Here is a 13,636-nt window from a genome sequence, read left to right on the forward strand (position 1 = left end):
TTCAGATTTAATCAAGACTGAATATGTAGCTCCAGTAACAACGGAAGAAAAGCATTGGTAGAAGTCTGTGAGCAGGTTTTAAAATACAATCCCGTCAGTATCCGTGATAACTATTATAACTTAGGCGGAGATTCTATTAAGTCGATCCAGATCGTATCCAGATTACGTCAGCGTGGCTATAGCTTAAAAGTAGAACATATTTTACAATATCCTGTTTTAGAAGAGTTGGCTCGTTATATGACAAGAGATATTGCAGTGATCGATCAATCTGTAGTAACGGGTTATAGTATTCTGACTCCTATCCAAAGGTATTTCTTTGATAGCGAGGAACTGTCTGATAAAAACCATTACAACCAGGCTGTTATTTTAAAGAGCAATGAAAGACTTTCAGGTTCTATCTTGGAATCTTCGATCAAACGTCTTGTAGAACACCATGATGCCTTAAGAATGGTGTATAGCCAGAAAGAAGGTGAGTGGAATCAATATAATGCAGGATCAGAAGGTCATCATTATCATTTTGAATATTTTGATATCAGAGAAGAAGGCTCTTTTGAAAACGAGCAGAGTTCTTTACAAAAAATAGGAGATCGCCTCCAAAGCACCATCAATATAGAATCCGGAATATTATTCCATATAGGACATGTTTCGATGAGTGATGGTGACCGAATCATATTGGTTATTCACCACCTTGTGGTTGACGGAGTTTCCTGGAGGATTTTGCTTGAAGATTTAGGAAGCTTATATGAATCGGGAATGAAGGGAGTATCTTATGAGCTTCCTTCCAAAACAGATTCTTTCCAGAGTTGGGGAGCAGCATTGAAGAAGTATAGCAATAGTTCTTCTTTATCCCAAGAGCGTTTGTATTGGGAAGGTATAGAATCAGAGATTTATCCGGTTATTCCAACCGATTACCCTGCAAAAGGCAAACATATTTTAGATAGCAGCATCAGCTTTTCCTTAAATGAATCGTCTACGAAATTATTACAGGGTGTGCAGGTAAGAAATACAGTGCAGAGATTAATGATGTTTTATTGACGGGATTGGCCTTATCCTTACAGGATCAGTTTGGTATTAACAAGACCAAGGTGCTGATGGAAGGCCATGGTAGAGAGGTGATGAGTACAGGCCTTGATATCAGCAGAACAGTAGGATGGTTCACCAGTGTGTATCCTTTTTCGTTAGATATCAACAATAAGAACCAGCCTGCATTGGTGAGTATCAAAGAAAATTTGAGAGGTATTCCACATAAAGGGATTGGTTACGGAGTATTAAATTATTTAGGGATTCATTTTCTTCAACAGGAAGTCCTACTATTCAGTTCAATTATCTTGGAGATTTTGATGATACAATAGGATCAGCATTTAATTATAGCTCAGAGTCTATCGGGAATCCGGTATCTGAAGAAAACCTAGGAACCGATATTCTATTGGATGTTTCAGGAATCACGATAAGTGGTGCCATGACTATCAAGATCCGTTATTCAGGAGATCTCTTTACTGAAGCTACGGTTCAGAAATTGATGGATAGCTATCAGAATCATTTGGAGAAAATGATTGGTGAGAGTGAATGCTCAGAGGTGATTTTAACACCATCAGATCTTACTTATAAAGGATTGTCATTCAATACGATTCAGGAGATCAATAAGAAAGGGGATATTGAAGATATTTATGAGCTTTCGCCAATGCAGCAGGGCTTGTATTACCATTGGCTTGTGGAACCCAAAGGAGCCACGTATTTCATGCAGACTTCGTACAGGACAAAATCCGAGGGTCTTGATCTGTCGGAAGTAGAAAAGGCATTTGGAATCCTTGTCAATCGCTATACGGTTTTAAGGACTTCTTTTGATAATCGTTATGGAGAAGTTCCTTTGCAGATCGTTCACAAAAAAGCACAAGTTGACTTTAAATATCATACAATAGGATCTAAAGATTCCCTGGAAAACGATCTGGAGATTATTAAAGAAAATGATATTATCCGTGGTTTTGCTCTGAATCAACCTACACAATTACGTTTGATAATAGTAGAATTATCAAATGATACATATGAGTTTATTTGGAGTTATCACCATATCATTATGGATGGATGGTGTCTGAGTATCCTGATCAACGATTTCTCTGCAATATTAGACTCGCTTAAACAAAGTCTGGAAGTCAATTTACCAGAACCTCAGAAATATTCTGCTTATCTTAAATGGCTAAGCGGGATTGATAAAGATTCGGCAATGTTGCATTGGAAAAACTATTTAGAAGGAATTAGTGCTCCAACGCTTATACCTTTTGAAAAGAACTCCAAAGAAGAACCTCCTCATTTTGTTACCGAAAAATTTAGTGTGGTGGGAGATGAATTTAAAGAAATTGATCAGCTGTGTCAGAAACTTGGAATTACTCTCAATACTTATATACAGGGTGTGTGGTCTTATCTTTTAAGTAAATACAATTCCTCAGAAGAAATCATATTCGGAGCTGTTGTGTCAGGAAGACCGGCAGAAATTGAGGACGTAGAACGTATGGTCGGATTGTTTATCAATACCATCCCTGTAAGGATTTTGGTTAACAAAGATGATACACCGCGTAGCCTTTTGAAAAAAGTACATCAGGATTCTATACAGAATACAGGATATCATTTCAACAGTTTGGCGGAAATTCAATCCTTATCTTCTTTAGGGAAAGATTTGCTAAGCAACATTATTATATTTGAAAACTACGTAAAGAATGAACCGAATGAAAACTTTGAAAATGTAAAAGTTTTTGATCAATCCAACTATAACTTTACATTAGTCGCAGAACCATATGAGGATCATTTAAATATGGATTTTGAATACAATGCATCAGTATATTCTTCTTTTATCAAGATTCTGGTTTCTCACTTGAAAAATGCCCTTAACCAATTTAAAACGTACATTGATACCCCTCTTTCGGAATTAGATTATCTAAGTTTCTCTGAGCGAGAGTTCCTGATCAATGAGCTTAACACTACAGAAGTTGCTTATCCTGCAGATACAACAATTCTTAGTTTATTTGAAGATCAGGTGAATGTTACTCCTGACAATATTGCTGTTGTTTTTGATGATCTTAGCTTAAGCTATACCGAATTGAATGAAAAAGCATCCAGCCTTGCTCTTCAGCTTCAAAGTGCTTATGGGATCAAGAAAGGCGATTATGTAGGAGTAATGCTTAATCGTGGAGAAAATCAGATCGTTTCTATTCTTGGGATATTGAAGCTAGGAGCAGTTTATGTACCTATAGATGCGAATCTTCCAGAATCCAGGAAAGAAGTGATGACTTCCGGCTTATCTTTATTGATCACCGAATCTTACTATTTCTTTGACCTCGATTTCTACTCTGGTGAATCTTTTTCTATAGATTTAGAATTTACAGAAGAAGATGCCTCAGGCTTTACATCAGAAGTTTTAGAAAGAGATGATATTGCATACATCATCTACACTTCCGGTTCTACGGGAGAACCAAAAGGAGTTTTGAATACTCATGGCGGTATTTTGAATACAATGTTATTCCAGAAAGAATTCTTCGAAGTTCCCTCTTATGAGAATGTTGCTCAGTTTGCTTCTTTTTCATTTGATGCTTCTATTTCAGAGATTTTTATGACGTTGCTAAGTGGTAAGAGTCTTCATATTTTGAGTGATTCAGTTAGAAAAGATGTTTATGCCTTTGAAGAGTATGTAAACAATCATTCCATTGATCTGGTAACACTGCCACCGGCATTTTTCAGTTTACTGAATGTTGAGAGACTTCAGGGATTGAAAGGTTTAATAACCGCAGGAGAATCAGCCGTTATCGGTAAGACGAAAGAATATTTAAAGTATGGAACTTTTTACAATGCATATGGTCCTACAGAGACGAGTATCTGTGCTACCGTACATAAACTTGAAAAGGAAGTGATTTAGCTTCTTCTACCATACCTATCGGTCAGCCTATCGCCAATACGCAGATTTATATTTTAGATGAGAATAAACATTTGGTTCCTGCAGGAGTAAGCGGGGAGATGTATATCTCTGGATCTGGATTAGCTCAGGGTTATTTAAATAATCCAGAGCTTACCGAGAAGTTTGTAGACAATCCATTTATTCCGGGTACGAAGATGTACCGCACAGGAGATTTAGGAAAATGGCTAGCTGATGGTACAATAGAGTATCTAGGAAGGATTGACCATCAGGTCAAGATCCGTGGTCACAGGATAGAGCTTGGAGAGATCGACAGCCAGGTGCTTTCTTTCAGTGAATCGATTAAATCTGTTGTTACAGAAGTAAAAGAGCATGAAGAAGATAAGAGTTTGGTGGTGTACTATGTAAGTGATACCCCGATTGACAAGCAGGATCTGGCGAGACATCTGGAGAGCAAGCTTCCACAATATATGTTACCCGGTTTTTATGTAGAGCTTGACCAGATTCCTTTAACAAGCAATGGAAAGGTTGACAGAAAGAGTTTACCAGAAGTAAGTTCAGAAGATCTTATTACCACAGAATATGTTGCAGCTACCAGTAAAGAAGAAAAGGTATTAGTCTCTGTCTGTGAGCAGGTCTTGAAACACAGTCCGATCAGTATCCGTGATAACTATTATAATTTAGGAGGAGACTCCATAAAATCCATTCAGATAGTTTCCAGACTTCGTCAGCAGGGTTATAGTCTGAAGGTAGAACATATTTTACAATATCCTGTATTAGAAGAGCTGGCTCGGTATATGACAACAGATGTTGTGAATATTGACCAGTCTGAAGTTACAGGAGAAAGTATTCTAACTCCTATCCAGAGGTATTTCTTTGAAAGTGAAGGGATCACCAATAAAAATCATTATAATCAGTCTGTTATTTTAAAAAGCAGTGAAAGACTGTCGGCTTCTGTTTTAGAAACTTCCTTAAAATGTCTTGTAGAGCATCATGATGCTTTAAGAATGGTGTATAGTCAGAAAGAGGGAAAATGGAATCAGTATAATTCAGGAATTGATGGCGTACATTACCGTTTAGCGTCTTTTGATATCCGGGACAGTGGCAGTGAATCAGAAGAATTATTCCAATTACAACAAATAGGAGAGGACCTTCAGAGTACAATCAACATAGAGTCCGGAGTTTTATTCCATGTGGGTCATGTTTCCATGAGTGATGGGGACCGTATCATTTTAGTTGTTCATCATTTGGTAATGGATGGGGTTTCGTGGAGAATTTTGCTGGAAGATTTAGGTAATTTATATGAGTCAGAAATTAGAGGACAACAATATTCTCTGCCCTCGAAAACGGATTCTTTCCAGAGTTGGGGTAAAGCCTTGGATGAATACAGCAGAAGTTTGGAACTATCCAAAGAGCGTTTATATTGGGAAGGCGTAGAATCTGAAAACTATACAGCTCTTGTTACAGATTATCCTGTAGAAGGCAAACAGGTTTTAGATAAAAGCTTAGGCTTTAGTTTAAGTACTGATGCTACTAAATTATTACAGACTCGTGCAGGGAGGAAATACAGTGCAGAGATCAATGATGTTTTACTGACCGGTTTGGCATTGGCATTACAGAATCAGTTTGGGGTTAGCAAGACCAAGGTATTAATGGAAGGACATGGTAGGGAAGTGATGAACACAGGACTTGACATCAGCCGGACGATAGGTTGGTTTACCAGTGTATATCCTTTTAACCTTGATATCAGCGATAACAGTCAGCCTGCTTTGGTAAGTGTAAAAGAAGGTTTACGAGGTATTCCAAACAAAGGGATTGGTTATGGTATTTTGAATTATCTGGGTAATGCATTTTCTTCAACAAGTAATCCTTCCATACAGTTCAATTACCTTGGAGATTTTAATGATACAAGTGGTAATGATACCGGAGATAAGGAATCATTTTTCAAATATAGTTCTGAAGATATTGGAAGCCCTGTGTCTAAAGAGAATCTGGGAACTGATATGCTATTGGACATCTCAGGGATGACAGTAAATGGGGTAATGAATATCAACATCCGCTTCTCGGATAAGGTATTTACAGAAAATACGATACAAAAACTTTTATCCGCTTATCAGTCTCACCTGGAAGCTATAGTGAAAGAGAGTGAAGACTCACAGGTGGTTTTAACCCCGTCAGATCTTACTTACAATGGCTTATCATTCAGCACCATTGAGGAGATCAGTAAAGGGAATGATATAGAAGATATTTATGAGCTTTCCCCGATGCAGCAGGGCTTGTATTATCATTGGCTGGTAGATCCTAAAGGATTAGCATATTTTATGCAGACTTCGTACCGCATTAAAGCTTCTGAGCTTAACTTATCTTTGGTAGAAAAGGCATTTGGGATATTATTAAACCGTTACACGATTCTTCGCACTTCCTTTGAAAACCGTTATGGAGAAGTGCCTTTACAGATTGTTCATAAAAAAGCTCGAATTGACTTTAAGCATTTAATCTTAGAATCAGAACTTGAACTAGATAATATCAGACAAGGTGATATAGATCGTGGTTTTAATTTGGGTGAACCTACACAGATGCGTTTGCTGGTTGTACAATTTCCTAATGGTTATTACGACTTCATCTGGAGTCATCATCATATCATTATGGACGGCTGGTGCCTCAGTATTCTGATCAGTGATTTTTCTACAATATTAGGCAGTCTTCAAAATGGTATTGCTATTCCATTACCGGATACTGAGAAATACGCTTCATATATTAAATGGCTTGAAAGCGTAGATAAAGAAGAAGCTTTAACCTATTGGAAAAATTATCTCAAGGGAATCGATTCCCCGACATTAATTCCTTTTATTACTACCAATGAATCATCCCACAACCATTACCTTAATGAAACCCTTACCATAGGAGAACATGATTTTGAGGCTATTGAAGACTTCTGTCAGGGTTCCGGTATTACGTTGAATACATATGTCCAAGGAGTGTGGTCTTACTTGTTAAGCTCTTATAATGCATCCGAAGAAGTAGTCTTTGGGAGTGTGGTTTCAGGAAGACCTGCTGAAATTCCTGGAATTGAGAATATGGTGGGGTTATTTATCAATACAATACCAGTATGTGCCCGAATTGGTGAGGAGGATACTCCACGTAGTCTGTTAAGCCAACTTCATCAGGAATCTATTCAGAGCAGCCGTTATCATTTTAATAGCCTGGCAGAGATCCAGTCTTTATCCTCTTTAGGTAAAGAGCTGATTAATCATATTATTGTTTTTGAGAATTATGTAAAGAATGAACAAGGGAATGCAGAAGCAAGTTCATATGCAGGCTTATCGTCTGAGTCAGCAGGTTCTTTTGAACAGACGAATTATCCTTTTACCATTGTTGTGGTTCCTGATAATGGCAGTCTGCATATTGAGTTCCGCTATAATTCTTCCGTATTTGCTCCATCTTCAATGACGTCTTTATTGTCTCATTTTAGAGAAGTTTTTCATCAGTTTATAAGTGCAGCAGATACTCCTTTAAAAACAATGGATTATGTAAGCCTTGAAGAAAAGGCAGTTTTAGAATCATTCAATAATACAGAAGTTAATTATCCTGTTGATGAAACTATTGTAAGTTTATTTGAAAAACAGGTACTAACGAATCCGGATCATGCAGCAGTTGTTTACGAAGATATTTCGCTGACCTATGCTGAACTCAATGCAAGATCCAATCAGTTAGCTCATTATTTACGTGAGAAATATTCTATAGAGGGGGATGATTTGATTTGTATTGAGTTACCTCGTAATGAGAATATGGTGATTGCAATATTGGGGATACTGAAGTCGGGAGGAGCTTACGTGCCAATAGATGTTGATTATCCAAAGGAAAGGATCAATTACATTTTGACTGATACCCAGGCTAAAGCTAGTATTGATGAATCTTTCCTTTTAGAGTTTGATTCTTTAAAAGAAAAATATTCCACAGAGAATCCTGAGACAGTAATCAGACCAGATCACTTAGCTTATATTATCTATACTTCAGGGACCACAGGAAATCCAAAAGGGGTAATGATTGAACATAAAAATGTAGTTCGTTTATTGTTCAATGACGAAGCATTGTATGATTTTAACAGTAATGACTCATGGACTTTATTCCATTCCTATAATTTTGACTTTTCGGTATGGGAATGTTATGGCGCCTTACTTTACGGAGGCAGTCTGCATATCATCTCAAAGCAGACGGCTCAGGATCCCGGAGCCTTCTTAAACTATCTGATTGAGAACAAGATCACGATATTAAATCAAACTCCTGCTGCTTTTTATAATCTTCTGGAATTTGACAGTGAATTTAATAATGAGAAACTGTCGTTACGCTATGTCATTTTTGGAGGAGAAGCTCTTAATCCTGTTCTATTGCAGGATTGGCATCGTAAATATCCGGAAATCCAAATGATCAATATGTACGGGATCACGGAAACTACTGTCCATGTTACCTATAAAAAGCTTAACACTGCAGACATGACCCGTTCTTTATCTAATATAGGAAAACCTATCCCAACGTTGGGCTGCTATATTCTGAATCCACACGGTCATTTGCTTCCTGTAGGAGTGATTGGAGAGATGTATGTTTCCGGTGATGGTTTGGCCAGAGGTTACCTTAACCTTGAAGATTTAACTGAAGAGAAATTTATTGATAATCCTTTTGTAAAAGGCGGTAAAATGTATCGTTCCGGTGATCTTGGAAGATGGTTACCAGACGGTAATATCGAATATTTAGGAAGAATTGATCATCAGGTTAAGATCCGCGGCCATAGGATAGAGCTAGGAGAAATAGACACTCAGGTACTTTCTTATGGAGATTCTATCAAAAATGCAGTTACTGCCGTTAAAGAACATCAGGGCAATAAGAGTTTGGTAGTGTATTATGTTTCAGACATATCGATTGATAAACAAGACTTGTCTCAATATCTGGAAACAAAGCTTCCGCAGTATATGCTGCCAGGTTTTTATGTGGAACTGGATTTTATTCCTTTAACCAGCAATGGCAAGATTGACAGGAAAAGCTTACCTGAAGTGGAAAGTTCGGATCTAATCAAGAACGAATATGTAGCACCTCAAACGGAAACGGAGCAACTACTGGTTGAATTACTAGCAAAAATTTTGAATTATCAGAAAGAAGAGATCAGTATTCAGGACAACTTCTTTGATATGGGATTAAATTCATTGTCTATTGTAAAGCTCTCCCAGCTATTGCGTAAAGATTTTGGTTTAGAAATAGAAATTGCCAAATTCTTTTCTTACCCAAGTGTATCAGAGTTAGCACACTTCATACAAAGCATGAACTCATACACTGAAGAAACGACAGCAGAAGATCAAAATCTGTCGGATCACGTAGATAACCTTATTGATAACCTGTTCGATTAAATTTTACTATGCAAAGAGAATCCTTAAAAAGAGACATAGCTATAATAGGTGTTTCCTGTATGTTTTCAGGTTGCGATAATCCCCATACATTCTGGGAAAAGCTCGCCAATGGAAATGAGCTGATTGAGTTTTATACAGATCAGGAATTATTGGAAAGCGGAGTAGAACCCAAGCTTATTCAGGATCCCAATTATGTGAAAGTAAAGACATTTATTGATCATTCTGATACTTTTGATTATACATTTTTTGGCTACACAAAAGATGAGGCTAATAGTATGGATCCACAAACCAGAATTTTACATCAATTGGTTTGGGAAGCATTTGAAGATTCATGTTATGATCCATCAAAAATTAACGATAAAGTAGGTTTGTATCTTACTGCTCCCGATAATTTCAACTGGATTGCCCATACCACCATTAATAAAAAAGATACAGTGGATCCTTTTTATTTGTCACAAATTAACAATAAAAACTTTTGCAGTTCTTTAATTTCTTATAACCTGAATCTAAAGGGGCCAAGTATTTTTATGGATACGGCATGCTCAAGTTCGCTGGTAGCAATGCATACTGCATGCAGGGCTTTGTTATTAAGGGAGTGTTCCATGGCGGTGGCAGGAGGAATTGCTTTAAACACCAAAGATGAAAAAGGATACATGTACGAAGAGGGAATGATTTCTTCTAAAGATGGACATTGCAGGGCGTTTGATGAAAATTCAAGTGGAACAGTAGGTACAGAAGGCGGTGGTATAGTTGTCTTGAAGAGGCTGGAAGATGCTATCAATGATAATGATCATATCTATGCTATTGTAAGAGCAACTGCCGTTAACAATGATGGAAAAAGAAAAGTAGGGTATACCGCACCGAGCATAGCAGGACAATCTGATTGTATAAAGCAAGCCCATAATTTTGCAAAGGTTTCTATTGATGAGATTTCTTATATCGAGACGCATGGTACCGGAACAAAATTGGGAGATCCTATTGAAATCGAGGCACTGAATAAGTCATTTAACTATGACCAATCTTTGAAATGTGCCATAGGAGCTGTGAAGTCAAACCTTGGTCATACTGGTAATGCGGCAGGAATTACAGGAATTATTAAAACAGCCTTATCCTTAGAGAAAAAGGTCATACCACCATCTTTACATTATATAAAATCTAACTCAGAAATAAGTTTTAGCAAAGGTCCATTTTATGTTAATACTCAGGCAAAACAATGGGAGACAAAAGACAATCGTCCATTAATTGCGGGAGTAAGTAGTTTTGGAATTGGGGGAACCAATGCTCACGCGATTTTAGAAAATTTTGTAGCTGATCATTCAGACGATCACCATAAGAACAAACAGGTAAGTAATGTCATAACCTATTCTGCCAAAAGACCGGAAGCGGTAAGACAATATTTTATAAAACTAAAAAAGTTCATCACCGAAAATCAGGAAATGAATCTTTCAGATCTTTCGTATTCCTTAAATATAGGCAGAGCTCAGTTTGACTATAGAAATACAATTGTTTTCAAAGACAGAGAAGATTTATTAAATGAGTTAGAAGCTAAAAAAGATTTTTACCAAAAAGCAAAATCTTCCCAACATATTGTTTTTGTTTTTCCAGGCCAGGGAGCTCAGTATTTTAAAATGGGGAAACATCTTTATCATCAGGAAGAAGGTTTTAAACAGTATATAGATAAAGGGCTTTTAATCCTGAAGAATAAATTCAATGCAGACTATTCTCAGGTCCTGGGATATGGTAATACTCAAACTTCTGATCCGTTAAAGATTAATGAAACTCAATATACCCAGCCTTTATTATTCCTTATTGAATATGCATTAGCAAAATTTCTTATTGAACTTGGAATAAAACCTTCATTAATGATAGGTCATAGTTTGGGAGAATATGTTGCTGCTTGCGTTTCCGGAGTACTTTCTTTTGAAGATGGACTATTGCTGGTTGCAGAAAGAGCTTTATTAATGAGTAAAGTACCAACCGGAAAAATGGTTGCTGTAAATGCCTCTTTTGAACAGATAAAAAATGAGATCCCGGATAGAATTTCAGTAGCAGCGATCAATTCGGATCATACAACAGTTTTGTCTGGAACAGAAGAAGATATTCAGGAATGTATTAATGTATTTAATGAAAGCAATATTACAACCACTCTTTTAAAAACTTCACATGCATTTCATTCCCGAATGATGAATAGTATTGCCGCAGATTTTGAAAATTTATTTTCTGATATTCAGTTATCGGTACCTGAGATTCCGTATCTATCAAATCTTACAGCCAACTTTATTTTAGGGGACGAAGCTAAATCTCCCCAATACTGGAAAGAACAAATGTTGAATACTGTTCTTTTTGAAAAAGGAATTAAAAATATTCTTAAGGATCCAAAAGACTATATATTCATAGAATTAGGACCTTCTACACTAACCAATGCAATTAAACAAAACGAGTTCTATAATGATAATACCATTATTCGCTTATTGCAAAGATCCGATCAAAATGAGGAACTGCAATTTTTAAACAAAGCTTTGGGTGATTTGTGGCAATCGGGTATTGAGATAGATTGGAAGAAATATTATCAAAATCAGAAAAGAAAGAAAATTTCATTGCCCACCTATGCATTTGAAAAAAATAAACTGGATTTTCATGTCAATCCTTTTAAAAGATTTACGGTAGATAACAATCGTTCGTCTTTAGACCTTTTTTATCAGAAAAAATGGAAGAGCAGCCTATTGTCTAAAGGCGAGAAGGAGGAAAAGGCAACATTTATTATTTTTTCTGAAAATAGTGCTGTATCGCAAAATATCATTAACGAACTAGGAAGCAGGGAGATAGGCTTTATTGAATTAGAAAAAAATGAATTTTTAAAAGCAAATGGGGAGATAGAGCTAGGAAGTATTGCAGATTATCTGGATAAAATTAATATTTCAGACAATACTAATTATCAGATTATTTTCACCTGGAATATACAGGATGATCAATTAAGTTCCATGGTCTCTGTTTTCAGATTGTTTAATATCATCGGGAAATTCTTAATCTCTAATGATCTTACAGCAAATTCGAAGATTACTTTGGTAGGGGATTTCAATAATATGGAGATCAATAAAAAGAGTAACACCACATTGCTGTCTTCATTTGGTCAGCTGTATGTCTGTGCGCAGGAAAATAAAAATATCTTCAGTTTTCTTTTAGATATTCCATCAGGGAATGATATTGCTTATGGAAAGATCATTGATGAAATCGAATACAACTTTTCTGATCCTCTTGTAACCTATAAAGGAGATCAGAGATATGTTCCGTTTTATGAAAGATGGAATGAAGATAGAGGTGATGTTCAGCTCGATTCCAAAGTTATCGTTGTCATTGGAGGTTCAGGTAAGATCGGAAAAGTTTTGACCGGTTACCTGTTAGAAAACAAAGCTAAAGTTGTCGTTGTAGGTAGGAAACTAATTGATCAACTGGATGAAGGATTCAGAAACAGAATAGGAAATGAATTGTCTTACTTTACTTCTGACATTTCAGATCTGACATCTTTAGAATCAACGATAGCTTTCATAGAACAGGAACATGGAAAAATCCATGGTGTGCTGAATTTAACAGGAAACCCTTCAAATAATTCTTTAAAATTAGTAGAGCATCTGGATATGGAAATGATTCAGGATCAGTTGTCTCCTAAGGTGCAGGGAATCATTAATTTGTATAAAGTATTCTCCGGCAAAAACCTTGATTTTGTATGGATCAGTTCCAGTTTATCAGCAATCCTTGGTGGTCAGACTTTTGGAGCGTATTCAGTAGCCAATTCTTATATGGATTATTTTATTGGAAAATCCAAACCTCAGAATTGGGTCAGCGTAAATCTGGATGGAGTTAGTGACGGTGCAATAAATGAGACTGAACTCGTCGATATTTTTAAGGCTACAGTGCTTTCCAATGTTCAAAATCATCAGATCATTGCATCGGCAAAAAATCCCAATCAATACCTCACCTATAATTACAAAACGATTAACAAAGCGGAAGTTCAAATTTCGGGAGGCATCCTATCCAGTACTGAATATGTGGCCCCTGTTTCTGCAACAGAAATTAAGCTGTGTAGCCTATTTAATAACTTTTTTGAACCTAAAAAGGTTGGAACTACCGATAATTTCTTCGAATTGGGCGGGGATTCATTAAAAGCGATGAGCATTTTGAAGAATATCAATAAAGAATTCAATCTGGAGCTAGCGCCACAGGATCTTTATACTTCACCTACTATTAAAGGTCTCGCCCTGCATATAGAAATGATATCATATGTTTCAAAAGCAGAAGTAAGCAGTGAGCCTAATAGAAAGACCATCATTATATAAAT

General features: G+C 36.6%; 5 protein-coding genes. All 5 read left to right on the forward strand.

Annotated elements, in window-relative coordinates; genetic code table 11:
* The first annotated feature begins 54 nt into the window (after positions 1-54).
* The 5 genes from AAEU33_RS11830 to AAEU33_RS11850 all read left to right on the forward strand — a co-directional run bounded on the left by AAEU33_RS11830 (position 55) and on the right by AAEU33_RS11850 (position 13,634).
* Complete coding sequence (locus tag AAEU33_RS11830; protein WP_345987688.1) at positions 55-1,035, forward strand: condensation domain-containing protein; 981 nt, start codon at positions 55-57, stop codon at positions 1,033-1,035.
* Positions 1,036-1,040: 5 nt separating this feature from the next.
* Complete coding sequence (locus AAEU33_RS11835; protein WP_345987690.1) at positions 1,041-1,352, forward strand: condensation domain-containing protein; 312 nt, start codon at positions 1,041-1,043, stop codon at positions 1,350-1,352.
* A gap of 107 nt (positions 1,353-1,459) precedes the next feature.
* The gene (locus tag AAEU33_RS11840) at positions 1,460-3,904 is read left to right on the forward strand and encodes a condensation domain-containing protein (protein WP_345987691.1); all 2,445 of its coding nucleotides are present in this window, start codon (positions 1,460-1,462) and stop codon (positions 3,902-3,904) included.
* A 17-nt stretch (positions 3,905-3,921) separates the two neighbouring features.
* A complete protein-coding gene (locus AAEU33_RS11845; RefSeq protein ID WP_345992766.1) occupies positions 3,922-9,300 on the forward strand; it encodes an amino acid adenylation domain-containing protein in 5,379 nt (1,792 codons plus the stop codon).
* Between the two features lie 8 nt (positions 9,301-9,308).
* Positions 9,309-13,634, forward strand: a complete 4,326-nt coding sequence (locus AAEU33_RS11850; RefSeq protein ID WP_345987693.1) for an SDR family NAD(P)-dependent oxidoreductase — start codon at positions 9,309-9,311, stop codon at positions 13,632-13,634.
* Positions 13,635-13,636 lie beyond the last annotated feature (2 nt).

Origin of the sequence: Chryseobacterium sp. Chry.R1 (assembly GCF_039645525.1) — a bacterium.
GTDB classification, from domain to species: Bacteria; Bacteroidota; Bacteroidia; order Flavobacteriales; family Weeksellaceae; genus Chryseobacterium; species Chryseobacterium proteolyticum.